We start from the raw sequence: 25,336 nt of genomic DNA, 5'->3' as shown, positions 1-25,336 counted from the left end.
TCTTCTATATCCATTCGGGTGGGGTCGGCAGGGGGCCGTCGGGGGTGACGGTGAGGGTCGTACCGTCGCCCCGGCCGGTGAGCCAGGCGGCGAGGTCGGTGGCGGGACCGGCGACGACGGGTGCCCCGCGCGGGTCACCGACGACCAGCTCGTGGCGGCTGCCGTCGAAGCGCAGCACCAGCGCCGGGGTGTCGGCGCGGCTGCTCAGGCCGCTGGTCACGTCGTGCAGCAGCCGGTGGGCGAACGCCTCGGACCAGTCGGCCGGTCGGTAACCGGCGGCCAGGTCGACGTGGTGCACCTCGACCTCCCGTAGCCGACACCACACCAACATGGTGGCGGGCCACGGGCCGAGCCGCATCTCGACGGTCGCGGCCCACGCCGACATCGGCATGGCGGCGACCGCCTCGGCGAACCGGTCCGCGCTGTGCCGCAGGTCGGCCAGGTGCTCCTCGGGTGGGCGGGCCGCCCCGGCCGCGATGTCCGCGTCCCGGGCGGCGGCACTGGCGTACATCGGGATCCGCTGCCCGGTGCGGGCGGCGGTGAGCACGTTGACCAGGCCGTCGGCGTTGCGGGCCAGGTGGGCCAGCACATGACCCCGGGTCCAGCCGGGCAGCGGCGAGTCGGCGGCCAGTTCGGCGGCGTCGAACCGGGCGGCGGTGCGTAGCAGCCGGTCCGTGGCGGCGTCCACCTCGCCCATGAGCAGAAGCGGATCGGTCACCTGACGACCCTAGCCCGTGCCAGGGGCGGCGGAAATCGCTTTCGGCGTGTCGGCCCGGCCCCTACCGTTCGGGTATCGACGCAGGCGGTGACTCGCCACGGGGGGCGTCGAGCCCGCTGGCGGCGCGCCCCTGCCCGCTGACCACCTGTTCTCCACCGATGAGGATGCCATGACGATCGATCTCACCGCCCTCGGCTGGGACACCGCCCGCGCGGCGGCGACCCGACGGGGTCAGCGCCCCGGCCGGGTGGCCCGGGCCGACCGGGGGGTCTGCACGGTGCTCTGCGCCGAGGGGCCGGTCCGGGCGAGCCTCGGCGGGTCGGTGCTGGCCGACGCGGCCCGCGACGCGACCCGGCTGCCCTGTGCCGGTGACTGGGTGCTGCTGGGTACCTGGCCGGACGGGCCGGTCACGGTGGAGAAGGTGCTGCCCCGCCGGACCGTCCTGGTGCGGCGGACCGCCGGGCGGGACGCCAGCGGGCAGGTGCTCGCGGCGAACCTGGACGCGGTCGCCGTGGTGGAGCCGGTGCACCCGGAGCCGAACGTCGCCCGGGTGGAGCGGCTGCTCTCCCTGGTACACGCCTCCGGGGCCCGGCCGCTGGTGGTGCTCAGCAAGGCCGACCTCGCGGCCGACCCGGCGGCGGTGGCCCGCCAGTTGGCCCGGGTCGCCCCCGAGGTGCCGGTGTTGCCGGTGAGCGCCGAGCAGGGCGGCGGTCTCGACCCGCTGCGGGCCGAGGTCGCGCCGGGCCGCACCCTCGGGCTGCTCGGCATCTCCGGCGCGGGCAAGTCGAGCCTGGTCAACGCCCTCGCCGGGGTCGAGGTGATGCCGACGCAGGCGATCCGTCGGGTGGACGGCAAGGGTCGGCACACCACCACCTGGCGGTCGCTGGTGCCGATCCCCGGCGGTGGGGCGGTGCTGGACACCCCGGGGGTCCGGGCGGTCGGGCTGCTGGACGGCGCGGACGGGCTGGACCGTACCTTCGCCGACGTGACCGAGCTGGCCTCGGCGTGCCGGTTCGCCGACTGTCGGCACGCGGTGGAGCCGGGCTGCGCGGTCCGGGAGGCGCTGGAGAGCGGTGAGCTGACCGCACGGCGCTGGGAGAGCTGGCGCAAGCTCCAGCGGGAGCTGGCCTTCGAGAGCCGACGCCGGGAGGTCCGGCTGGCCGCCGAGGGGCGCGGTCCCGGCTGGCGGCGGGGACGGCGGCGCACCGCCCGTCCGTGACCGTCGGCAGCGCCCGGCCCGTCCGGCCGTGACCGTCCGGCGGAATCCGGCGGCGGCGCGCCGTGTGGCCGTGACCGGCGGGCGGAATCCGGCGGCGGGGGAGTACGACCGTCCGCTGGTGCGGGGGGCAGCACGGCCTGCCACCGGCCGTGACTTTCCGTAATGGCGGTTGGCGGTACGGGTGAGCGGGTGTCCGGGTTGGGGTCGGTGGGGTGAGCTGGGGGAATGCGTCGGCGCGGGAAAGTGTCGTACCTCGGGGCTAGAGTTGCCGGGGCGCTCTTCCTGCGCCGACCCGACCGCTCAGATCGCCATCAGAGCGGACACATCACCTCATCTCGCTAATCCGGGAGTACACGGACAGTGGCCGACCGCCTGATCATCCGTGGCGCACGCGAGCACAACCTGCGTGACGTCAGTCTCGACCTGCCCCGGGACGCTCTCATCGTCTTCACCGGGCTCTCCGGGTCCGGCAAGTCGAGCCTGGCCTTCGACACGATCTTCGCTGAGGGGCAGCGGCGCTACGTCGAGTCGCTGTCGTCGTACGCCCGGCAGTTCCTCGGCCAGATGGACAAGCCGGACGTCGACTTCATCGAGGGGCTCAGCCCCGCCGTCTCCATCGACCAGAAGTCCACCTCACGTAACCCGCGCTCCACCGTCGGCACCATCACCGAGGTCTACGACTACCTGCGGCTGCTCTTCGCCCGGGTCGGTGTGCCGCACTGCCCGGTCTGCGGGGAGCGGATCTCGAAGCAGAGCCCGCAGCAGATCGTCGACCGGGTGCTCGCGATGGCCGAGGGCACCCGGTTCATGGTGCTCGCCCCGGTGGTGCGGGGCCGCAAGGGCGAGTACGTCGACCTGTTCGCCGAACTCCAGTCCAAGGGGTACGCGCGGGCCCGGGTCGACGGGGTGGTGCACCCGCTGACCGAGCCGCCGAAGCTCAAGAAGCAGGAGAAGCACACCATCGAGGTGGTGATCGATCGGCTCACCGTCAAGCCCAGCGCCAAGCAGCGGCTCACCGACTCGGTGGAGGCCGCGCTGGGGCTCTCCAGTGGCCTGGTCCTGCTCGACTTCGTCGACCTGCCGGAGGACGACCCGGAGCGGGAGCGCCGCTACTCCGAGCACCTGGCCTGCCCGAACGACCACCCCCTGGCCATCGAGGACCTGGAACCCCGGGTGTTCTCCTTCAACGCCCCGTACGGCGCGTGCCCCGAGTGCACCGGCCTGGGCACCAAGAAGGAGGTCGACCCGGAGCTGATCATCCCGGACCCGGAGCGCACCCTGCGCGAGGGCGCGATCCAGCCGTGGGGCACCGGGCACAACCTGGAGTACTTCCTCCGGCTGTTGGAGGCGCTCGGCGAGAGCGAGCACTTCGACCTGGACACCCCGTGGCGGGCGCTGCCGGCGCGGGCGCAGAAGACCATCCTGCACGGCTCCGGTGACCAGGTGCACGTGCGCTACCGCAACAAGTACGGCCGTGAGCGCTCCTACTACACCGGCTTCGAGGGCGTGGTGCAGTGGATCGAGCGCCGGCACTCCGACACCGAGAGCGAGTGGTCCCGGGAGAAGTACGAGGGCTACATGCGGGACGTGCCCTGCGCGGCCTGCGGTGGGGCCCGGCTCAAGCCGGAGGTGCTCGCGGTCACCCTGGCCGGTCGGAGCATCGCCGAGGTGTGCAACCTGTCCGTGGGGGAGTGCGCCGACCTGCTCGCCGGCATCGAGTTGACCGACCGGCAGAAGCTGATCGCCGAGCGGGTGCTCAAGGAGATCAACGCCCGGTTGCGGTTCCTGCTCGACGTCGGGCTGGACTACCTCTCCCTGGACCGGCCGGCCGGCACCCTCTCCGGCGGCGAGGCGCAGCGCATCCGGCTCGCCACCCAGATCGGCTCCGGCCTGGTCGGTGTGCTGTACGTGCTGGACGAGCCGTCCATCGGCCTGCACCAGCGGGACAACCACCGGCTGATCGAGACGCTGGTCCGGCTGCGCGGGCTGGGCAACACGCTGATCGTGGTCGAGCACGACGAGGACACCATCCGGACCGCCGACTGGATCGTCGACATCGGGCCGGGCGCGGGTGAGCACGGCGGCCGGATCGTGCACTCCGGGTCGGTGCCGGAGCTGCTGGGCAACCCGGAGTCGGTGACCGGCGCGTACCTGTCGGGCCGCCGGTCGATCCCGGTGCCGGCGCTGCGCCGGCCGCAGACCCCGGGCCGGGAGCTGGTGGTGCACGGCGCCCGCGAGCACAACCTGCGGAACCTGACCGTGTCGTTCCCGCTGGGGCAGCTCATCGCGGTCACCGGGGTCAGCGGGTCGGGCAAGTCGACGCTGGTCAACGACATCCTGCACGCGGTGCTCGCCAACCAGATCAACGGCGCGCGGCTGGTGCCGGGCCGGCACACCCGGGTCACCGGCATCGAGCACGTGGACAAGGTCGTCGGGGTGGACCAGTCGCCGATCGGCCGGACCCCCCGGTCGAACCCGGCCACCTACACCGGCGTCTGGGACCACGTCCGCAAGCTGTTCGCCGAGACCACCGAGGCGAAGGTCCGGGGGTACGGCCCCGGCCGGTTCTCGTTCAACGTCAAGGGCGGCCGGTGCGAGGCGTGTTCCGGCGACGGCACCCTGAAGATCGAGATGAACTTCCTGCCCGACGTGTACGTCCCGTGCGAGGTCTGCAAGGGCGCCCGGTACAACCGGGAGACCCTGGAGGTGCACTACAAGGGCAAGACCGTCTCCGATGTGCTGGAGATGCCGATCGAGGAGGCGGCGGAGTTCTTCTCCGCCATCCCGGCCATCCACCGGCACCTGAGGACCCTGGTCGACGTCGGTCTGGGCTACGTCCGGCTGGGCCAGCCCGCGCCGACGCTCTCCGGTGGTGAGGCGCAGCGGGTCAAGCTCGCCTCCGAGCTGCAGAAGCGGTCCACCGGCCGGACGGTCTACGTGCTCGACGAGCCCACCACCGGTCTGCACTTCGAGGACATCCGCAAGCTGCTGATGGTCCTGGAGGGGCTGGTCGACAAGGGCAACACGGTGATCACGATCGAGCACAACCTCGACGTGATCAAGACCGCCGACTGGCTGATCGACATGGGTCCGGAGGGCGGCCACCGGGGCGGCACGGTGCTCGCCACCGGCACCCCGGAGGAGGTCGCCGACGTTCCGGAGAGCCACACCGGCCAGTTCCTGCGTCCGGTGCTCGGCCTGACCGGCGAGGCCCGGGGCGCGGCGGCGGCCACCGACCGGGCGGCCCAGGCCAACTCCGGGAAGGCCACCGCCGGCCGGGCCCGTACCACGCGGAAGACGCCGGCGCGAGCACGCTGACGTGAGCGGGGTGTCGGCCGGAGACGGGATGAACCGTCCGGCACAGTGGTGCGTGTTGTCAGGTGTGACCGCGGATCATGGGAGGCGGCACGCAGCCGAGAGAGAGGGTCGGGGATGAGTGACGACAACGGGCTGACCGGTACCCGGACGCGACGTGCCCTGCTCACCGGGGCCGGCGCGGTCGGCGCGGCGGTCGTGCTGGCCGCCTGCGGCAGCGACGACGAACCGGCCGGCTCCGGGGCCGACGACACCCCCACCAGCGCCGCGCCGGGCAGCACCGCGCCCAGCGCCGGCGAGACCGGCGCGGCCGAGGCGATCGTCGGCACCGCCGAGGTCCCGGTCGGCGGTGGGGTGATCTTCGCCAGCAAGGGCGTGGTGGTCACCCAGCCGACCGCCGGGGTGTTCAAGGGGTTCAGCCCGATCTGCACCCACCAGCGCTGCCCGGTCTCCAACGTCGATGGCGGCACGATCAACTGCACCTGCCACAACAGCAAGTTCTCCATCGAGGACGGCTCGGTGAAGTCGGGGCCGGCGACGAAGCCCCTGCCGGCCAAGGAGATCGTCGTCCAGGGGGACCAGATCTCCCTGGCCTGACGACACACGGAACAGGGTCGCGGCCGGCACGGGAGGGTGCCGGCCGCGACCCGCTCCGAGATCAGTGCTGGTAGACCCCCATCTCCCAGAGCGAGAAGCCGTAGCCGGTGGCCCGGGTCAGGCCGCGCATCCGGACGTACCGGGCGGTCTGGGTGGGAAAGGCGACCACGTCGGTGCCGCCGTCGGCGGTCGTGGTCGACCAGACGGTACGCCAGGTCGTGCCGTCCGTGGAGACCTCGATCCGGTACGACCGGGCGTAGGCGGCCTCCCAGGCCAGCACCACCCGGCCCACCGGTCGGGCCGACCCGAGGTCCACGGTCAGCCACTGGTCGTCGGACTGGGCGCTGGCCCACCGGGTGCCCAGGTTCCCGTCGACCGCCCGGGACGCCGGGTACAGCAACTGGGTGCTGGACGCGGTCGCGGTCCGGCCGAGGGCCAGGTTGGTGAGGTCGTCGCCCCGCTTCGCCGGGAACGAGGCGACCTGGTGGTAGGTGGGCCGGTTCTGCCAGGCGATCGGGGCGTGCTTCACGCCACCGAGCGGTGACTGGATGATCGCGTCCGCGCACCACTGGTCGCCGGCCGCGCAGGTGCTGTCGCCCGGGTACGTGGTGGTGGCCGGGGTGGTGGACGCCGTGCGCAGCGTGTCGAGCAGGATCTGCCGGCACCCGCTCAGGCTGCCGCTGCCGCAGTAGGTCCGGCCCAGGCCGCCGGCGACCGGGTCGCCGAGCACCGCGCGCAGGTCCTTGTCGACCCAGCCCCACCAGCCGTACTGGAACGCGGAACCCTTGTGGTACTGGCCCTCGCTGGCCGAGCCGGGCAGGCTGGACGTGTCGCCCGACTGGTGCCCGGACGGCGACTCGTTGATCCGCAGGGTGTCCACCAGCGCCTGGTACAGGTCGGGACCGAGGGGTGCGGCGAACATGCCCCGCACCAGCAGCGGCCACCAGGCGTCGAAGGTGCGGATCGCCTCGGCGTGCTGGTACACCTTGGAGCCCTTGGTGGTCTCCACCCGCAGCGCGCCGGCCTGCCGCCACGCCTTCAACCGGCTGATCTCGGCGGCCAGCGCGGCGTCGCCGACCGGTTGGCTCTCCAGCACCCGGATCAGCTCGTCGAGCACCTCGATGCCGCGCAGGTCGGTCAGGCCGGCCCGTTCGACCAGCGCGGTCAGCGAGGCCCGGTCGAACTTCTGCCCGGCCGCGACGGCCGCCTTCAGTGGCTTGTCGAGCAGGTCACCCCGGTGCACCGCACCGAAGCTGAAGTTGCCGTCGGCGGCCCCGAAGTCCTTGGCCTGCTTGTTGTTCCAGGAGATGTAGTAGTCCTGGTTCTTCGACTGCGGGTGCGCGGCCAGCGGGGCGTAGCTGGCCCGGTTGGTCGCCGGGTCGTAGCCCTGCCACTCGTACGCCGGGTCGGCCCTCATCGGCAGGTTCGGGTTCGACCCGGCGGCCCGCACCGGGTTGGCCCCCGAGTTCAGGTACGCCGACTCGGTGGAGTTGACGTAGAACCAGTTGAACGCGAACTCGACGTTGTTGGCGGAGGCGATGAACGCGTCGGCGGAGCCCATCTGGGCGGGATCGTTGAACATCTGGAAGCCGATCGCCGAGTCGGCCTCGTGCCGGTACGTGGAGCGGAGCTGGGTGAACGCGTGCGGCTTGCCGGCGACGGTGCCCCGCCAGGCCACCAGCCCCAGCTTGGTGCGCCAGGCCACCAGTTTGTACGACCCGGCCGGAGTGCTGTCGGCGGCGGTGGGCTTCCACCGGTTGACGTGCGACAGCTCCTCCATCGGCAGGCACTGTCCCCGGTACAGGTAGTGGTTGCTGGTGAGGGTGGGCGCGCTGCCGTCGGTGGTGCACAGCGGCAGAGCGTACGTGTCGGTGATGTCCTGGTTCGCCGAGGTGGCGCTCCACGCGTAGTCCTGGCCCCGGCCGAGCAGCACGTACAGGTTGAGGCCGGCGAACGCGGCGCCCCGGGCGCTGATCCCGGGGCCCTGCAACTCCTGGATCATCAGCAGTTGCGGGGCGAAGTAGCCGGTCTGCGGGCCGAACACGGCGACCGGGTGACCGGTGGCGGAGTGCGCGGCGGAGACCACGGCCGCGTTGGACATGCCCCGGTGGGCGGGGCTGATGGTCAGCCCGGACAGCGCCGCCGCCAGCTCGGAGGCGGCGTTGGAGCGGGACGTGCTGCCGGCCGAGCCGGTCGGGTCGGTGAAGATCGGTTCGACCTTGGCGGTGCCGGCGTCGGGCAGCACCACGCTGGGCGCGTTCGGGTCGGCGGCACCGTACGGGAAGCTCTGCCCGTCGTGCAGGGTGAGCACGGTCTCCGGGTCGTTCTGGCCGCGGAAGGCGTTCCACACCCGGTCGCCCTCGGTCGGGCCGTACGTGGCGCGGGCGGCGATCCGGACCAGCGCGGACTGCATCTCGGTGCCGCCGCCACCACCGAACAGCCCACCGACCACGCCGGCGATGGCGATCAGGTCGGTCATGGTGAACGGCTCCGGACCGCCCTCGTTGGTGATCGCGTCGAGGTGGCCGGTGAGGACGTACTCGCCGGGGCAGTTGCGGTTGGCCATGCACACGCCGATGTACGCGTTGATGCCGGCGATGTACTCCCGTACGTCGTTGTAGAGCTGCTCGCCGCGCGGGCCCTTGCCGCGCAGCGCCTCCACCTGGGTCTGCAGGTCCGCCTCGGTGTACGGCGAGTTGCGCCAGACGCTCTGCTCCAGGGCCCGGTTGCCGGGCGCGCCACCGGCGAACGGGGTGAGGACGCCCCGCCCGACCCGCCGGAGCAGGTCCATGGTGAACAGCCGGTCCTCGGCACCGGCGTAGCCGGCCCCGTACATGGTGCCGGCGCGGGTGGTGCCGGTGACGTGCGGGACGCCGGTGGCCCGGTCTCGGACGATCCGGACGTCCGAGCGGGGCGAGTAGTCCCGTTCGACCTGTCCGGCGGGGACGCCGAAGGACGCGTCGTTGAAGAACGTGCCGATCTGGTCCTCGCGCAGCCCGGCGTACCCGTAGACCAGGTCGGCGTACTTGCCGAGCTGGTCGGCGGAGTGCCGGGGGAGGGTGCCGAGGGTCTGGTTGGCGAGGATCTCGACCAGGGTGGCGTTGCCGTTCTGGCCGGGCGGCACGATGTCGGCGCATTCGCCGAGGCAGTAGTCGTTGGCGGCGAACGTGGTGGTGGCCTTCGTGTTGGCGGTGGCCGTCGTGTCGGCGGCGGCCTTCGTGTTCGCGCTGCCGGGAGCGGCGGCGGCCTTCGGGTCGGCGGTGGTGGGCGCGCCGGCGGCGGGTGGGGTGGCGACGAGCAGGGCGGCGAGGCCGACGGCGGCGGTCGCGCCGGCAAGTAGCCGACGGGTGGTGGAACGGGACATGTGATCCTCCGCGGGATGGGGATCATGACGCGGGACGGGGGTGACGACCGTTACATGAAGAACATTCGGTTACCGGATGGTAAGCCGACCCGCCCGTCATTGGAAGACGTCTATCGCTGGTTCGTCGTCCGGTTACCCGGGAGTGTTGAACTCGCCGTAATTGCTCGATAACCTTCGATCCCCGCGCCCGGTCGCGCCCCCGTGTCGGTCGCGCCCCGTGTCGGTCGCACCGCGTCGGTCCACCGTCGCCGAAGGGAACACCGCATGATCCCCGTACGCCTGCTCGCGTCGGCGGCGCTGCTCGCCGCCCTGGTACCCGCGCCCGCGTCGGCCGCCCCCGCCCCGGCCGCCGTCACCACCAGCGGCGGTTTCTCGGTGCTCACCTACAACGTCGCCGGCCTGCCCGAACCGCTGTCCGGCAGCAACCCGGCGGTGAACACCCGACCGATCGGGGAACGGGTCAACGCGTACGACATCGTGCACGTCCAGGAGGACTTCAACTACCACACCGACCTGTACGCCACCGACCGGCACCCGTACCGGACCCCGACCAGCGGCGGCGTGCCGTTCGGCAGCGGCCTGAACACCATGTCGAACCTGCCGTACTCGGACTTCCACCGGATCACCTGGGACGACTGCAACGGCACCGACTGCCTCACCCCGAAGGGCTTCACCGCCTCCCGGATCCGGCTGGCCGAGGGGGTGTACGTCGACTTCTACAACGTGCACGCCAACGCCGGCAGCAGCGAGGCGGACCTGGCCGCCCGGCGGGACAACCTCGCCCAGCTCTCGGCCTACATCACCGCCAACTCGGCCGGCAACGCGGTGGTGGTGATGGGCGACTTCAACGTCCGCTACACCCGCACCGGCGACACCATCCGGGAACTGGTCGCCGCCAACGGCCTCACCGACGCCTGGGTGCAGCAGGAACGCGGCGGCGTGCCGCCGGCGCTGGGCAGCCCCGCGCTCACCTGCGACCCGGCCAACGTCACCAACGCCTGCGAGGTCGTCGACAAGATCCTGTACCGCAGCAACCGGCTGGTCCGGCTGAACCTGGACCGCTACCACAACGAGCACCAGCGGTTCCTCGACCCGGCCGGCGAGCCGCTCTCCGACCACTACCCGCACGCCGCCTGGTTCACCTGGAGCCTGACCGACGGGCTGCGGGCCAGCGACACCTGGGGTGGCCCGCACGGCACCCCGTTCACCGACCTGGACGCGGTCGGCGCCCGGGTCACCGGCCTGTCGCTGCGCGCCGGCTCCCGGCTCGACCAGGTCGGCGTCACCCTCGCCGACGGCCGCACCCTCAGCCACGGCGGTACCGGCGGCACCGCCGCCACCCTGGCGCTGGCCGACGGCGAGTACGTCGCGCAGGTCACCCTCACCCAGGGCAGGAAGGACGGCCGGACCAGGATCTTCTCGGTCCGGTTCAGCACCAACCTGGGCCGTACCCTGGCCGGCGGCACCCCCACCGCCGACGCGGTGACGTACACCGCCCCGCCCGGCGGGCGGCTCGCCGGCCTCTACGGTCGCAGCGGCACCGAGATCGACCAGCTCGGCGTGATCTGGGCTGTCGGGGGCAACAGCTAGTCTCGATGGCGTGGCTGACCCGTCGACCTACCGTCCCGCCCCCGGCACCATCCCCGAGTCCCCCGGGGTCTACCGGTTCCGCGACGGCACCGGCCGGGTCATCTACGTCGGCAAGGCCAAGAACCTGCGCAGCCGGCTCAACTCCTACTTCGCCGACCCGGTCGGGCTGCACCAGCGCACCCGACAGATGGTGCTCACCGCCGAGTCGGTGGAGTGGACGTCGGTGGCCACCGAGGTCGAGGCGCTCCAGCTCGAGTTCACCTGGATCAAGCAGTACGACCCCCGGTTCAACGTCCGCTACCGCGACGACAAGTCGTACCCGTACCTCGCGGTCACCCTGGACGAGGAGTACCCCCGGCTCCAGGTGATGCGCGGCGCGAAACGCAAGGGGGTGCGCTACTTCGGGCCGTACTCGCACGCCTGGGCGATCCGCGAGACCCTCGACCTGCTGCTACGGGTCTTCCCGGCGCGGACCTGCTCGGCCGGCGTGTTCAAGCGGGCCGGCCAGGTCGGCCGGCCCTGCCTGCTGGGGTACATCGGCAAGTGCTCCGCGCCCTGCGTGGGCAGCGTCGACGCCGAGCAGCACCGGCAGATCGTGGACGGCTTCTGCGACTTCATGGCCGGCCGCACCGACACCATGGTCCGCAAGCTGGAACGCGAGATGACCGAGGCCAGCGAACAGCTGGAGTTCGAACGGGCCGCCCGGCTCCGCGACGACGTCGCCGCGCTGCGCCGGGCCATGGAGAAACAGACCGTGGTGCTCGGCGACGGCACCGACGCCGACGTGGTCGCCTTCGCCGACGACCCCCTGGAGGCCGCCGTCCAGGTCTTCCACGTCCGGGACGGCCGGGTACGCGGCCAGCGCGGCTGGGTGGTGGAGAAGACCGAGGATCTCACCACCGGCGACCTGGTCCACCACTTCTGCACTCAGGTGTACGGCGGGGAGCAGGGCGAAGCCGACGTGCCCCGGGAGCTGCTCGTCCCCGAGCTGCCCGGTGACGCCGACGCCCTCGCCGACTGGCTGACCGACCGTCGGGGCAGCCGGGTCAGCCTGCGGGTGCCGCAGCGCGGCGACAAGAAGGCCCTGCTGGAGACCGTCGGACGCAACGCGAAGGACGCGCTGGCCCGGCACAAGCTCAAGCGCGCCGGTGATCTCACCACCCGCAGCAAGGCGCTCGACGAGATCGCCGAGTCCCTGGGGATGGACACCGTCCCGCTGCGCATCGAGTGCTACGACGTGTCGCAGATGCAGGGCACCGACGTGGTGGCCAGCATGGTCGTCTTCGAGGACGGGCTGCCCCGCAAGAGCGAGTACCGCCGGTTCATCGTCCGGGGCGCCACCGACGACCTGTCCGCCATGTCCGAGGTGCTGCGCCGCCGGTTCGCCCGCTACCTGGAGACCCGCGCCGAGACCGGCGAGATCGGCGAGGAGACGGCCGCCGACCCGGACCGCCCCGGCATCGACCCCACCACCGGCCGGCCCCGCAAGTTCGCGTACCCGCCGCAGCTGGTGGTGGTCGACGGCGGCCAGCCGCAGGTGGCCGCCGCCGCGACCGCCCTGGCCGACCTGGGCGTGGACGACGTGGCGCTGTGCGGGCTGGCCAAGCGGCTGGAGGAGGTGTGGCTGCCCGACGACGAGTTCCCGGTCATCCTGCCGCGTACCTCAGAGGCGCTCTACCTGCTGCAACGGGTCCGCGACGAAGCCCACCGGTTCGCCATCACCTTCCACCGGCAACGCCGCTCCAAGCGGATGACCGAATCCGCCCTGGACACCGTCCCCGGTCTCGGCGAGGTACGCCGCAAGGCGCTGCTGCGGCACTTCGGCTCCCTCAAGCGGTTGTCGGCGGCCAGCGTCGAGGAGATCACCGAGGTGCCCGGCATCGGCAAACGGACGGCGGAGGCCATCCTGGCCGCCCTCGCCCCCGACACGGAAGCCGAACGGTGACCGACACGCCGTTCCCCGTACTGTGGCTGTACGGCCCGCCGGGCGTCGGCAAGACCACCGTCGGCTGGGAGATCTACCACCAGCTCGTCCGCGACGGTTCTCCGGTCGGCTACGTCGACATCGACCAGGTGGGCATCTGCTACCCCGAGCCTACCGACGACCCGGGCCGGCACCGGTTGAAGGCACGAACCCTTGCTGCCCTACTGCCCAACTACCGGTCGGCGGGGGCCCGGGGTGTCGTCGTCTCCGGCGTCGTCGACCCCACCACCGGCCCGCACCTCGACCTGCTTACGGCGGCTGCGGTCACGGTGTGCCGCCTACACGCCGATCCGACCGTGTTGGCCGAGCGGTTCGTCGCCCGGACCGGTGACCCGGCGGCAGTGTCGTCGGTGTTGCGTGGGGCCGCCGTCCTGGACACCAGGAACGCCGGCGACGGCTGCGTGGAGACCACCGGCCTGACCGTGACCGAGGTCGCGGAGCGGGTACGGGCACAGGTCGGAGATTGGCTGGTTCGGGCGAATGCGGATGCCCGCCTGCGCCCACCCCCGAAGCCGACAGCGGCCAGCGGTGCGATTCTCTGGCTTTGTGGCGCGGCCGGCGTGGGCAAGTCCACTGTCGGCTTCCGGGTCTACCGCGACACGCTGTGGGCCGGACGGACCACCGGGTACGTCGACCTGGAACAGCTCGGGTTCGGCCCCGGCAACGTGGTGGACCACCACCTCCGGGCGCAGAATCTGACGGCGGTCTGGCGTACCTTTCGCCAGGCTGGCGCGGAACGCCTGGTCGTCGTCGGCCCGGCGGAGGATGAGACGGTGGTCGCCGGATACACCACCATGCTGCCCGGAACAACGGTGACACTCTGTCGTCTGCACGCTGGACGGACGAGCTTGACCCACCGGATTCTGAGCCGCAGTGACGGCGGTAGCTGGGCCCAACCGGGGGACCCGCTGCGGGGGATGTCCACGACGGATCTACTCCGCGTCGCCGACAAGGCCGTCGGCGACGCCGAGGCACTCGAGAAAGCCGCTTGCGGCCACCGGATCGACACTGATGGACGCGACCCGGATGATGTCGCGCACCTGGTTGTCTCAACGACCGGGTGGCTGTCCCCCGGTGAGGGCGGCATGGCGTGGGCGGCCGGGTAATGCCTGGTCGTTACCTACACCTGGCCCGGCACGGGGAGGCGGTCGACGACGGGCCGCTCAGCCCGGCCGGCCGGGAGCAGGCCCGGCTGCTCGGCCGGCGGATGGTCGAGCTGCCGATCACGGCAGTGCACCACAGCCCGCTGCCGCGCGCCACGCAGACCGCCCACCTGGCCGCCGAGGCGCTGCCCGGCGTACCGGTCCGCCCGTGCGACCTGCTCACCGACCACGTACCACCGGTACCGGACCGGTCGGCCCTGCCGGAGGTCTACGCGCGGTTCCTGGACGGTCTGCCGGCCGAGGATGCCGCGCGGGGCGCGTCCCTGTCGGCCGCCGCGATCGACCGGTACGCCGTACCCGCCGTCGACGACACCGACGTGCACGAGCTGATCGTCACGCACAACTTCGTGATCGGGTGGTTCGTCCGGCACGCACTGGAGGCCCCGGTCGGGCGCTGGCTCGGCCTGAACCAGGCCAACGCCGCGCTCACCACCATCTGCTACCGCCGGGACCGCCCGCCGACGCTGGTCCGGTTCAACGAGCTGGGCCACCTGCCTGCGGCCCTGCGCTGGACCGGCTTCCCACCGGACCGACACGTCTGAGCGGAGTGACCCGGACGGATTGCTACCGCTGGTAGGATCACGCTCGTGACAGCGGAACCTGTGCCACCTCCGCACGACTCAGGGTTGACCGAGTCGTTGGCAGAGCTGGCGATGCTACGTGAGCGACTGGGGCTTTCGCCAGGTCCCGAGCGGGGCCGGCGTGGTCTGCAGCTGGTGGGGCGTGCCCGCAAGGTCAGCGTGTCGATGCCCGAGGACCTCACCGCCGCCATCCAGGAGCGGGTGGGCCAGGGACAGTTCAGTCAGTACGTCACCGAGGCCGTGGCCCGACAGTTGGAACTCGACCTTCTGGAGGAGTTGTCGGACATGCTCGATGCCGAGCACGGACCGGTGTCCGAGGAAGCGCTGGACGAGGCAAGGTCGGCGTGGCCCGACGTCTAGGCCGGTTCGGCGGCACCCTGGTGCTGGACAGTGACGGGCTGTCGAAGCTTGCCGCCGGTGATGTCCGTGCTCGTGCCTTCCTGTCGACCGCGATCGAGCGTGGTGCTCAGGTGCGGGTGAGCGCGCTCACTCTGACCGAGGTGCTCCGGGGTGGTGCCAGGGACGCCGCAGTGCACCGGGCACTGGCGCGAGTCGGCGTGGTACCGGTCACCCCGGAGATCGGCCGGCGGGCTGGCGAACTGCTCGGCGAGACCGGGCTGTCCGGGCATACCTGTGCCATTGACGCTATCGTCGCTGCTACCGCTCTCAGCCTGCCCCGTCCACTGGTTCTGCTCACCAGCGACCCAGACGATCTGTCCCGGCTGGTGGAGGAACCGGGACGGCCCAAGGACGAACGGGTCAGCGTGGTGCACGTCTGACCGGTTACTCGGTGAGGACGGCGAGGATCTGGTCGCCGTACTTGGCGAGCTTGTTCTCCCCGACGCCACTGATCCCGGACAGCGCGCCCAACGAAGCCGGCGCGTCGGCGGCGATCTGCCGCAGCGTCGCGTCGTGGAAGATCACGTACGCGGGTACGCCCTGCTCCTTGGCGGTCGCCGCGCGCCAGGCCCGCAGCCGCTCGAACAGCGGCGCGGCCTCCGGCGACAGCTCGACGGCGGGGGCGGCGGACTTACCCGTCCTCGACGTCCGGCCGCCGGTCGACGCCGGGCGTTCCGGTTCGCGGCGCATCATCACCGTCCGGCGGCGGCCCAGCACCTCGGCACTGGCGTCGGTCAACGCCAGGGTGCCGTAGTCGCCCTCGACCGCTAGCAGCCCTTCGGCGAGGAGTTGGCGCACCACGCCCCGCCACTCCGCTTCCCGCAGGTCGCTGCCGATGCCGAACGTGCTCAACGAGTCGTGCCGGTGCTGGACGATCTTGTCGTTGCTGCGGCCGAGCAGGATGTCGATGCAGTGCCCCGCGCCGAACCGCTGGTTACGTTCCCGGTCCAGCCGGTACACCGTGGAGAGCAGCTTCTGCGCGGCGACCGTGCCGTCCCACGACTCCGGCGGGCTCAGGCAGGTGTCGCAGTTCCCGCAGCCCTCACCGCCCGCCGGCTGGCCGAAGTACTCCAGCAGTTGCGCCCGCCGGCAGCGCACCGTCTCACAGAGGGCGAGCATCGCGTCCAGGTGGGCGGCCAGGTTCCGCCGGTGCGCGGCGTCGCCCTCCGAGGTGTCGATCATCTTGCGTTGCTGCACCACGTCCTGGAGCCCGTACGCCAGCCAGGCGGTCGACGGCAGGCCGTCCCGTCCGGCCCGGCCGGTCTCCTGGTAGTAGCCCTCCACCGACTTCGGTAGGTCCAGGTGGGCGACGAACCGGACGTCGGGCTTGTCGATGCCCATCCCGAACGCGATGGTCGCCACCATCACCAGGCCGTCCTCCCGCAGGAACCGCTGCTGGTTGGCGGCGCGGGTGGCCGCGTCCAGGCCCGCGTGGTACGGCAGCGCGGCGACACCGTGCTGGACGAGGAACTCGGCGGTCTTGTCGACCGACGCCCGGGACAGGCAGTAGACGATGCCGGCGTCGCCGGGATGCTCGTCGCGCAGCAGGCTCAGCAGTTGCTTGCGCGGCTCGCGCTTCGGCACGATCCGGTACTGGATGTTGGGCCGGTCGAAGCTGGCCACGAAGTGCCGGGCCTCGGTGAGCTGGAGCCGGGTGGCGATCTCCTGCCGGGTCGCCGAGGTGGCGGTGGCGGTGAGCGCGATGCGCGGCACCCCGGGCCAGCGTTCGTGCAGCATCGACAGGGTCAGGTAGTCGGGGCGGAAGTCGTGCCCCCACTGCGAGACGCAGTGCGCCTCGTCGATGGCGAACAGGGCGATCCGGCCCCGGTCGAGCAGGTTCAGGGTGGCCCGGGTGCCGAGCGCCTCGGGTGCCAGGTAGAGCAGGTCGATCTCGCCGGCCACGAACTCCGCCTCGACCAGTCGGCGGGTGTCCGGGTCGAGGGTGGAGTTCAGGAAGCCGGCGCGGACCCCGACCGCGCGCAGCGCGTCCACCTGGTCCTGCATCAGCGCGATCAGCGGCGAGACCACCACCGCCACCCCGTCACGCAGCAGCGCCGGGATCTGGTAGCACAGCGACTTGCCACCACCGGTCGGCATCAGCACCAGCGCGTCGCCGCCGCCCACGACGTGTGTCACGATCTCCTGCTGGAAGCCCCGGAACGAGTCGTACCCGAACACCCGCCGCAGCACGTCCAGGGGAGTCTCGGTGCGCAGCGCGGTGGGGGAGTCCATCGGGGGATTGTACGAGCGCCGGGTGACACGACGCCGACGCGGCCACGCGGGGAACGCCGCCGGCTCCGAAAGCCGAGCTGGTCCGGGTGGTCAGCCGGTGACGGTGGCGCGGATGGCGCGGTAGGCGGACCACGGGACCGCCGGGCGGGGCCGGTGCCGGTACGCCAGGTAGCGGCGGGTGGTGGTCCGGCAGGTGCGCAGCGTCCGCAGCGGCTCGAACGGGCCGGACCGGTGCCGGGCACCCGGCTCCACCAGCAGTGTCGGCCGCAGCAGCCAGCCGTCGTCGTCCCGGACCAGGTCGCCGCGCACGTTGGCGTTGTGCAGGTTCCACAGCTTCTCGTCGTGCCGGTGCACCAGCAGCGTGGCCGACCCGGCGGCCACCGGCACGTCGTCCGGAACCGCCACCCGGAAACCGGTCTCCTCGGCGCTCGCCGTGGTCCGGACCAGCACCGGCGCGCCCGCGTCGTCGCGGGCGGCCAGCACCACCGTCGGGTACGCCGCCAGCACCCGTCCGCCGACCAGGCCGGTGTCGGCCGGCGGGGCCGCGGGCGGCGGCAACGGCCGGGTGGACACCTCGGTCGGGGCGACCGTGATCAGCAGCCGCATGAAGTAGAAGTCGGTGACCGTGGTGGCCGGCCAGTCCAGGTACCCCCGGCACTTCGGCTGCCGGGCGAACATCCGGGCCCAGAAGTCGGCCAGCTCACCGGTCGGGTCGGTGTGCACCTGGTCCGGACAGTCCGCGACCCCCCGGACCAGGATCTGGGCCGGGTCGGTGAGCCCGCTGCCGGTGGGGTCGGAGAAGAGCAGCGCCACCCGGGGTTCCCGGCGCACGTTGAACGCCTTCTGCGGGTACCCGATCGACGTGGTGAGCAGGATCGTCCCGTCCGCCCGGACCATCCCGGAGGTCGGCCAGGCGGCCGGGCTGCCGTCCCGGCCGACGGTCACCAGCTCACAGGTGCGGTACGCGTCGAGGGTCGCCGCGAGCGGGGAACCGGCGACCAGCGGGTCGGGAAGCGCGGACATGCCGGCCATCCTAGGTGGCGACGGTCCGCTGTGGAGTTCGGGCCGAAAGGGCACCGACGGGTGCCGGTCACCGTACGGTGATCTCGATCTCCTGCTCGCGGCCGGCGCGGACCTCGACGGCGGGCGCGGTGACCGGCGGGGTGCCGTCGGCGGGCACCACGGTGACCTCGTACCGGCCGGGGGCGAGCAGCCACCGGAACCACCCGCCGTCGTCGGTGGTCACCACCAGTTCGGGTACCGGCACGGGTGGGCTGTCCAGTGACCGGACCTGGACGCCGGCGTTGACCACCGACGCGCCGGTGGGGGTGCGGACCCGGCCGCTGACCACGCCCCGGTCGGCCGGCGGCGCGTCGTCGTCGGCGGACGTGCCGTCGGGCTCGTCGCTGACCGGTTGTCGCGCGTCCGTCGAGGGGGACAGGGTGGGCACCGGTGCGGGCGAGGCGGCGTCCGACAGTTGCTGGCATCCGGTCAGCAGCACGCCGAGCAGGGCCACCACCAGGGCGTACGGGCCGATAGCGCGGGTTCTCATGGTGCGGCGTCCGCTCCTGTCCGTTGGTCGGCGCTGCCCGGGTGGGCACCGGGTGCATGTGGATTTGTCTTCACATTTCGTTTACTTCTATCACCAGCCGGTTGTCCGGAGGGCCGGAACGCGGAAACCGACGCCGTCCGGCCCGGCGACCGTGGCGGGCACGCCCTCGCTCCGGTCACGGCGGCAGGTGCGCCGCGGCCGGATGCTCGCCGTCCGGCCGGATAGAGTCGCTGACTGACCGTTCGTGGTCCGGACGGGTCACGGCAGCACGGCTGGGGGGTTTCAGTGAGCGAGACGGGGACAGCCGGGATGCCGGTCGACGGCCCGACACCGGCGGGTCCGGTGGACGGGGACACCAGCCTGGTCGTGGTCACCGGGCTCTCCGGCGGTGGCCGGAGCACGGTGGCCCGGGCCCTGGAGAACGTCGGCTACTACGTGGTCGACAACCTGCCGCAGGCCCTGCTGCTGGACATGGCGGAACTGGCCTCCAAGGCCGGCGGGGCCGCCCGGCGTACCGCGATGGTGCTGGACGTGCGGTCGCGCGCCTTCTCCACCGACCTGGCCGGGGCGATCCGGGAGCTGAAGGAACGCGGTTTCTCGCCGCGCGTGGTGTTCGTCGACGCCGACGACGAGGTGCTGATCCGGCGCTTCGAGAGCGTCCGCCGCTCGCACCCGTTGCAGGGCGACGGCCGGCTCGCCGACGGCATCGCGGTCGAGCGCGGCCTGCTGGAGGAGGCCCGGGACCAGGCCGACGTGATCATCGACACCAGCCACCTGAACGTGAACCAGCTCCGGCGGCGCATCGAGGAGCTGTTCGGCGCGGAGGACGCCCGCCAGCTCCGGGTCACCGTGCTCTCCTTCGGCTTCAAGTACGGCCTGCCGCCGGACGCCGATTTCGTGCTGGACGCCCGGTTCCTGCCGAACCCGTTCTGGGTGCCGGAGCTGCGCGACCACACCGGCCGGGAGGCGGCGGTCAGCGAGTACGTGCTCGGTCAGGAGGGGGCGGAGGCGTTCGTGTCCGCGTACGCCGACCTGATCAACGCCACCACCGTCGGGTTCGAACGGGAGGGCAAGCGCTACCTGACCGTCGCGGTGGGCTGCACCGGCGGCAAGCACCGCAGCGTGGCGATCACCGAGGAGCTGGCCGGGCGGCTGCGCCAGTCCGGGCTGGCCGCGAACGCGCAGCACCGGGACCTGGGGCGCGAATGACGGAAACGAAGGTGGTGGCCTTCGGCGGCGGGCACGGGTTGTCGGCGTCCCTGCGCGCGTTGCGCCGGTGCGCCCCGGAACTCGGCCTGGACATCACCGCCGTGGTCACCGTCGGCGACGACGGCGGCTCCAGCGGCCGGCTGCGCGCCGCCCGGGGCGGACTGCCCCCCGGCGACCTGCGCCAGGCGCTGGTGGCGCTGGCCGGCGACCATCCGGCCACCCGGCGCAGCGCCGGACTCTTCCAGCACCGCTTCGCCCGTACCGGCCCGTCGGCCGGGGCCGACCAGCACGCCGGTCGTCCACAGGCGGGCTGCGGGGACGGGCTGGACGGGCACGCCGTCGGCAACCTGGTGCTGTTCGGCCTGATGGAGCAGCTCGGCGACCCGGTGGCCGCGCTGGCGCACGCCGGCACGATGCTCGGCGCGGTCGGCCGGGTGCTGCCGATGTCCTGCCAGCCGGTCGGCATCGAGGCGCAGGTACGCGGGGCCGACCCGACCCGCCCGGACGAGGTGTCCACCGTCCGGGGCCAGCACCAGGTGGCCGTCACCACCGGCCGGGTCGAGGCGCTGCGGCTCACCCCGGCCGCCCCGGTGGCCTGCCCGCAGGCGGTGGCGGCGACCCTGGAGGCGGACTGGCTGATCTTCGGGCCGGGAAGCTGGTACACCAGCGTGCTGCCGCACCTGCTGGTGCCCGGCCTGGCCGACGCGATCGTGTCCAGCGCGGCCCGCCGGCTGGTCACCCTGAACCTCTCCGCCGAGAAGGAGACCAACGGGCTCTCCGCCGCCGGCCACCTCGCCGCCCTGCGCCGGTACCTGCCGGAGCTGAAGGTCGACTGCGTGCTGGCCGACCGTCGGGTGGTCGGTGACCCGGACTCGCTGGCCGGTGCGGCAGAATCGCTGGGTGCCCGCCTGGTGTTCGCCCCGGTCGCCGTCGACGACGGCAGTCCCCGCCATGATCCGGCGGCGCTCGGCGCTGCCCTGGTGCCTGTCCTGGGCGCCGCTCGTTAAGCACGTACGTAATCACCGGCGGCACGCCGGAACCGGTCCGTGAGGGGACGCACAATGGCGATGACGGCTGCGGTCAAGGACGAGCTGAGTCGGGTCGACGTGCCCAAGCCCTGCTGCCGCCGGGCGGAGATGACCGCCCTGCTGCGGTTCGCCGGCGGGCTGCACATCGTCTCCGGCCGGGTGGTGGTCGAGGCGGAACTGGACACCGGGGCGGTGGCCCGTCGGCTGCGCCGCGAGATCGCCGAGGTGTACGGCTACCCGAGCGAGATCCACGTGCTCGCCTCCGGTGGCCTGCGCAAGGGCAGCCACTTCATCGTCCGGGTGGTCAAGGACGGCGAGTCGCTGGCCCGGCAGACCGGCCTGCTGGACGTGCGGGGCCGCCCGGTGCGCGGGCTGCCGCCGCACGTGGTCGCCGCGAACGTCTGCTGCGCGGTGTCCGCGTGGCGGGGCGCGTTCATGGCGCACGGTTCGCTCACCGAGCCCGGCCGGTCCAGCGCCCTGGAGATCACCTGCCCGGGGCCGGAGTCCGCGATGGCGCTGGTCGGCGCGGCCCGCCGGATCGGCATCACCGCCAAGAACCGCGAGGTGCGCGGGGTGGAGCGGGTGGTGGTCAAGGACGGCGACGCGATCGCCGCGCTGCTCACCCGGGTCGGCGCGCACTCCAGCGTGCTGGCCTGGGAGGAGCGCCGGGTCCGCCGCGAGGTGCGGGCCACCGCGAACCGGCTGGCCAACTTCGACGACGCCAACCTGCGCCGCTCGGCGCGGGCCGCGGTGGCCGCCGCCGCCCGGGTCACCCGGGCGCTGGAGATCCTCGCCGACGACGCTCCGCACCACCTCACCTCCGCCGGCCGGCTGCGGCTGGAGCACCGCCAGGCGTCCCTGGAGGAGCTGGGCGCGCTCGCCGACCCGCCGCTGACCAAGGACGCCATCGCCGGCCGGATCCGCCGGCTGCTCGCGCTGGCCGACAAACGCGCCCGTGACCTGGGCATCCCCGATACCGAAGCGGCAGTCACGCCGGACATGCTCGTGGTCTGATAGGACGGTGGGGGACGCGTCGCGGCCGGGGCCACGCCCCGGCGCAGCGCGGTGCCGTGCGCTCGGATAGGGTCGCAGCGTACGGCGACGGGGCCGGCAACCGGCTCCCCCCGCCGTACCCACCGCCTCGGGCGGTCTGGTCCGTCGGACCGCGGCGGGGTGGCCGGGATGAACTGTCAACGGCCGGCTCCAACGGTCGGCGCACATCAACTCGCCGGCCGCAGTTCGGCGCCGGCGGACCAGAACGCGAGGAGATGGGACCTGTGACCATCCGGGTTGGCATCAACGGCTTCGGCCGTATCGGCCGCAACTTCTTCCGGGCAGTGCTGGCGTCGGGCGCGGACGTCGAGGTCGTCGCCGTCAACGACCTGACCGACAACGCCACGCTCGCCCACCTGCTCAAGTACGACAGCATCCTCGGCCGGCTCCCGCACGAGGTCAAGGCCACCGCCGACGAGATCACCGTGGGTGGCCGGACCATCAAGGCGTACGCCGAGCGTGACCCGGGCAAGCTGCCCTGGGGCGACCTGGGCGTCGACGTGGTGATCGAGTCCACCGGCTTCTTCACCGACGCCACCAAGGCCAAGGCGCACGTCGACGGCGGGGCCAAGAAGGTCATCATCTCCGCCCCGGCGAAGAACGAGGACGTCACCGTCGTCATGGGCGTCAACGACGGCGACTACGACCCGGCCAAGCACACCATCATCTCGAACGCCTCCTGCACCACCAACTGCCTGGCCCCGATGGCGAAGGTCCTGCACGACACCTTCGGTATCCAGAAGGGTCTGATGACCACGATCCACGCGTACACCCAGGACCAGAACCTCCAGGACGCGCCGCACTCCGACCTGCGTCGGGCCCGCGCCGCCGCGCTGAACATCGTGCCGACCTCCACCGGTGCCGCCAAGGCCATCGGCCTGGTCCTGCCGGACCTGAAGGGCAAGCTGGACGGTTACGCGCTGCGGGTGCCGATCCCGACCGGCTCGGCCACCGACCTGACCGTCGAGGTCGGCCGGGAGACCACCGTCGACGAGGTCAACGCCGCCATCAAGGCCGCCGCCGAGGGGCCGCTGGCCGGCATCCTGACCTACAACGAGGACCCGATCGTGTCGGCCGACATCGTCACCGACCCGGCGTCGTGCATCTTCGACGCGCCGCTGACCAAGGTCATCGGCAACCAGGTCAAGGTCGTCGGCTGGTACGACAACGAGTGGGGCTACTCGAACCGCCTGGTCGACCTGGTCAAGCTGGTGGGTCAGTCGCTGTGAGCGCGAGGAGTGGGCTCGCGGGCCCCGCGGTCGTGAACGGAGAGGTAGCTCGGTGAGCATCCGTACCCTCGACGACCTGCTCGCCGAGGGGGTGTCGGGTCGGCGCGTGCTGGTGCGCGCCGACCTGAACGTCCCGCTCGACAAGCAGACCGGCGACATCACCGACGACGGCCGGATCCGGGCGGTGCTGCCGACGCTGGGCGCGCTGGTGCAGGCCGGCGCGAAGGTGGTCGTCTGCTCGCACCTGGGCCGCCCGAAGGGCGCGCCCGACCCGCAGTACAGTCTCGCCCCGGTCGCCGGCCGGCTCGGTGAGCTGCTCGGCGCGCCGGTGCACGTCGCCTCCGACACCGTCGGCGAGTCGGCCCGGTCCACCGTGGCGGCGCTGGCCGACGGCCAGGTCGCGCTGCTGGAGAACCTGCGGTTCAACAAGGGTGAGACCAGCAAGGACGACGCCGAGCGGGGAGCCTTCGCCGACCAGCTCGCCGGGTTCGGCGAGGCGTACGTGGACGACGCGTTCGGCGCGGTGCACCGCAAGCACGCCAGCGTGTACGACGTACCGGCCCGGCTGCCGCACGTGGCCGGCCGGCTGGTGCTGCGCGAGGTCGAGGTGCTCGGGAAGCTGGCCGGCGAGCCGGAGCGTCCGTACGTGGTGGTGCTCGGCGGTTCCAAGGTCTCCGACAAGCTGGCGGTGATCGAGGCGCTGCTGCCGAAGGTCGACCGGCTGCTCATCGGTGGCGGCATGTGCTTCACCTTCCTCAAGGCCCAGGGCCACGAGGTGGGCACCTCGCTGCTCGAGGAGGAGATGGTCGAGACCTGCCGTAACCTGCTGGAGCGCGCCGAGGGCAAGATCATGCTCCCGGTCGACGTGGTGGCGGCGACCGCCTTCGCCCCGGACGCGGCGCACGACACCGTGGCCGCCGACGCCATCCCGGCCGACCGGCTCGGTCTCGACATCGGCCCGGAGACGGTGGCCGGTTTCGCCGCCGCGCTGTCCGGCGCGAAGACGGTCTTCTGGAACGGCCCGATGGGCGTGTTCGAGATGCCGGCGTTCGCGGCCGGCACCCGGGGCGTGGCCGAGGCGATCACCAAGGCCGACGCGTTCACCGTCGTCGGCGGCGGTGACTCGGCCGCCGCCGTGCGGGCGCTCGGGCTCGACGAGTCGTCGTTCGGTCACATCTCCACCGGCGGGGGCGCCTCGCTGGAATACCTCGAGGGCAAGACCCTCCCCGGCATCGCGGCGCTGGAGGACTGATGTCTGCGGTCACCCGCCGGCCCCTGATGGCCGGCAACTGGAAGATGAACCTGAACCACTTCGAGGCGAACCTCCTGCTCCAGAAGCTGGCGGCCAGCCTCACCGAGAAGCAGCTCACCGACGTCGAGTGCGTGGTGCTGCCGCCCTTCACCGACCTGCGGACGGTGCAGACCGCCGTCGACGGTGACAAGCTGCTCATCGGCTACGGCGCGCAGGACCTGTCGGCGCACGCCTCGGGCGCGTACACCGGGGAGATCGCCGGCTCGATGCTGGCGAAGCTCGGCTGCACGTACGTGGTGGTCGGGCACTCCGAGCGGCGGCAGTACCACCGCGAGGACGACGCCCTGGTCGGCGCCAAGGTCAAGGCGGCGCTGGCGAACGGGCTCACCCCGATCCTCTGCGTGGGCGAGGGGCTGGACGTCCGGGAGCAGGGCGACCAGGTGCCGCACTGCAACACGCAGCTCGACGGTGCCCTGAAGGGGCTCACCGCCGAGGAGGTCACCAGGGTCGTGGTCGCGTACGAGCCGGTCTGGGCGATCGGCACCGGCAAGACCGCCACCCCGGAGGACGCCCAGGAGGTGTGCGGGGCGCTGCGTACCCGGCTGGCCGAGCTGTACGACCAGGCCACCGCCGACCAGGTCCGGGTCCTCTACGGCGGCTCGGTCAAGGCCGCCAACGTGGCCGCGATCATGGCCAAGCCGGACGTGGACGGCGCGCTCGTCGGCGGGGCCAGCCTCGACGCCGAGGAATTCGTGCAGATCTGCCGCTTCCCGGAGCACATCAGCCGCTGAACGCTCGCTATCCTTGACTCCGCCCGTCCGCCGGTCGGTGCCGCACGCCCGACTGACGCG

General features: G+C 72.4%; 20 protein-coding genes. 15 read left to right on the top strand and 5 right to left on the bottom strand.

Annotated elements, in window-relative coordinates; all coding sequences use genetic code 11:
* Positions 1-4: 4 nt before the first annotated feature.
* A complete protein-coding gene (locus tag PVK37_RS27845; RefSeq protein ID WP_275035248.1) occupies positions 5-697 on the bottom strand; it encodes a maleylpyruvate isomerase family mycothiol-dependent enzyme in 693 nt (230 codons plus the stop codon).
* 190 nt (positions 698-887) lie between these two features.
* On the opposite strand from PVK37_RS27845, the gene rsgA reads away from it, so the two are divergent.
* The 3 genes from rsgA to PVK37_RS27830 all read left to right on the top strand — a co-directional run bounded on the left by rsgA (position 888) and on the right by PVK37_RS27830 (position 5,849).
* The gene (rsgA, locus tag PVK37_RS27840; protein WP_275030793.1) at positions 888-1,937 is read left to right on the top strand and encodes a ribosome small subunit-dependent GTPase A; all 1,050 of its coding nucleotides are present in this window, start codon (positions 888-890) and stop codon (positions 1,935-1,937) included.
* 360 nt (positions 1,938-2,297) lie between these two features.
* A complete protein-coding gene (gene uvrA, locus PVK37_RS27835; protein WP_275030792.1) occupies positions 2,298-5,255 on the top strand; it encodes an excinuclease ABC subunit UvrA in 2,958 nt (985 codons plus the stop codon).
* Between the two features lie 114 nt (positions 5,256-5,369).
* Positions 5,370-5,849, top strand: coding sequence for a Rieske (2Fe-2S) protein (locus PVK37_RS27830; RefSeq protein WP_275030791.1), 480 nt, complete (start codon positions 5,370-5,372; stop codon positions 5,847-5,849).
* Between the two features lie 61 nt (positions 5,850-5,910).
* Here the strand turns inward: PVK37_RS27830 and PVK37_RS27825 are convergent, their stop codons facing one another.
* The gene (locus PVK37_RS27825; protein WP_275030790.1) at positions 5,911-9,213 is read right to left on the bottom strand and encodes a penicillin acylase family protein; all 3,303 of its coding nucleotides are present in this window, start codon (positions 9,211-9,213) and stop codon (positions 5,911-5,913) included.
* A gap of 264 nt (positions 9,214-9,477) precedes the next feature.
* Here PVK37_RS27825 and PVK37_RS27820 point away from each other — a divergent pair, with 264 nt between their 5' ends.
* From PVK37_RS27820 to PVK37_RS27795, 6 genes are all read left to right on the top strand, one after another.
* Positions 9,478-10,803: a jacalin-like lectin gene (locus tag PVK37_RS27820; protein WP_275030789.1), complete on the top strand. Its 1,326-nt coding sequence runs from the start codon at positions 9,478-9,480 to the stop codon at positions 10,801-10,803.
* Between the two features lie 10 nt (positions 10,804-10,813).
* Positions 10,814-12,748 (top strand): excinuclease ABC subunit UvrC, encoded by a 1,935-nt coding sequence (gene uvrC, locus PVK37_RS27815; RefSeq protein ID WP_275030788.1) that lies wholly within the window; start codon positions 10,814-10,816, stop codon positions 12,746-12,748.
* On the top strand, positions 12,745-13,893 hold the full coding sequence (locus PVK37_RS27810; RefSeq protein WP_275030787.1) for an ATP-binding protein: 1,149 nt from the start codon (positions 12,745-12,747) through the stop codon (positions 13,891-13,893). Before uvrC ends, PVK37_RS27810 begins: the two co-directional genes overlap by 4 nt.
* Positions 13,893-14,492: a histidine phosphatase family protein gene (locus PVK37_RS27805; protein ID WP_275030786.1), complete on the top strand. Its 600-nt coding sequence runs from the start codon at positions 13,893-13,895 to the stop codon at positions 14,490-14,492. The genes PVK37_RS27810 and PVK37_RS27805 overlap by 1 nt, the downstream gene beginning before the upstream one ends.
* A gap of 84 nt (positions 14,493-14,576) precedes the next feature.
* The gene (locus PVK37_RS27800) at positions 14,577-14,891 is read left to right on the top strand and encodes a hypothetical protein (protein ID WP_275030785.1); all 315 of its coding nucleotides are present in this window, start codon (positions 14,577-14,579) and stop codon (positions 14,889-14,891) included.
* The gene (locus PVK37_RS27795) at positions 14,876-15,310 is read left to right on the top strand and encodes a type II toxin-antitoxin system VapC family toxin (protein WP_275030784.1); all 435 of its coding nucleotides are present in this window, start codon (positions 14,876-14,878) and stop codon (positions 15,308-15,310) included. The genes PVK37_RS27800 and PVK37_RS27795 overlap by 16 nt, the downstream gene beginning before the upstream one ends.
* A 4-nt stretch (positions 15,311-15,314) precedes the next feature.
* Here PVK37_RS27795 and recQ read toward each other — a convergent pair whose 3' ends face one another.
* From recQ to PVK37_RS27780, 3 genes are all read right to left on the bottom strand, one after another.
* Positions 15,315-17,162 (bottom strand): DNA helicase RecQ, encoded by a 1,848-nt coding sequence (gene recQ / locus PVK37_RS27790; RefSeq protein WP_275030783.1) that lies wholly within the window; start codon positions 17,160-17,162, stop codon positions 15,315-15,317.
* A gap of 90 nt (positions 17,163-17,252) precedes the next feature.
* The gene (locus tag PVK37_RS27785) at positions 17,253-18,185 is read right to left on the bottom strand and encodes a pyridoxamine 5'-phosphate oxidase family protein (protein WP_275030782.1); all 933 of its coding nucleotides are present in this window, start codon (positions 18,183-18,185) and stop codon (positions 17,253-17,255) included.
* A 67-nt stretch (positions 18,186-18,252) separates the two neighbouring features.
* Positions 18,253-18,714 carry a carboxypeptidase-like regulatory domain-containing protein gene (locus tag PVK37_RS27780; RefSeq protein ID WP_275030781.1) on the bottom strand — a complete coding sequence of 154 codons (462 nt, stop codon included), beginning with the start codon at positions 18,712-18,714 and terminating at the stop codon, positions 18,253-18,255.
* Positions 18,715-19,023: 309 nt separating this feature from the next.
* Here PVK37_RS27780 and rapZ point away from each other — a divergent pair, with 309 nt between their 5' ends.
* The 6 genes from rapZ to tpiA all read left to right on the top strand — a co-directional run bounded on the left by rapZ (position 19,024) and on the right by tpiA (position 25,276).
* Positions 19,024-19,923 carry an RNase adapter RapZ gene (gene rapZ, locus PVK37_RS27775; protein ID WP_275035247.1) on the top strand — a complete coding sequence of 300 codons (900 nt, stop codon included), beginning with the start codon at positions 19,024-19,026 and terminating at the stop codon, positions 19,921-19,923.
* Positions 19,920-20,930, top strand: a complete 1,011-nt coding sequence (locus PVK37_RS27770; protein WP_275030780.1) for a gluconeogenesis factor YvcK family protein — start codon at positions 19,920-19,922, stop codon at positions 20,928-20,930. The genes rapZ and PVK37_RS27770 overlap by 4 nt, the downstream gene beginning before the upstream one ends.
* Positions 20,931-20,984: 54 nt before the next feature.
* Positions 20,985-21,965 carry a DNA-binding protein WhiA gene (gene whiA / locus PVK37_RS27765; protein ID WP_275030779.1) on the top strand — a complete coding sequence of 327 codons (981 nt, stop codon included), beginning with the start codon at positions 20,985-20,987 and terminating at the stop codon, positions 21,963-21,965.
* Between the two features lie 263 nt (positions 21,966-22,228).
* Positions 22,229-23,233: a type I glyceraldehyde-3-phosphate dehydrogenase gene (gap, locus tag PVK37_RS27760; RefSeq protein ID WP_275030778.1), complete on the top strand. Its 1,005-nt coding sequence runs from the start codon at positions 22,229-22,231 to the stop codon at positions 23,231-23,233.
* Positions 23,234-23,285: 52 nt separating this feature from the next.
* The gene (locus tag PVK37_RS27755; RefSeq protein ID WP_275030777.1) at positions 23,286-24,485 is read left to right on the top strand and encodes a phosphoglycerate kinase; all 1,200 of its coding nucleotides are present in this window, start codon (positions 23,286-23,288) and stop codon (positions 24,483-24,485) included.
* Complete coding sequence (tpiA, locus tag PVK37_RS27750) at positions 24,485-25,276, top strand: triose-phosphate isomerase (protein ID WP_275030776.1); 792 nt, start codon at positions 24,485-24,487, stop codon at positions 25,274-25,276. The genes PVK37_RS27755 and tpiA overlap by 1 nt, the downstream gene beginning before the upstream one ends.
* Positions 25,277-25,336 lie beyond the last annotated feature (60 nt).

It is taken from the genome of Micromonospora cathayae (assembly GCF_028993575.1).
GTDB lineage: Bacteria > Actinomycetota > Actinomycetes > Mycobacteriales > Micromonosporaceae > Micromonospora > Micromonospora cathayae.
The sequence above is the reverse complement of the archived record's forward strand: the minus strand, read 5'-3'. Positions and strand labels throughout refer to the sequence as shown.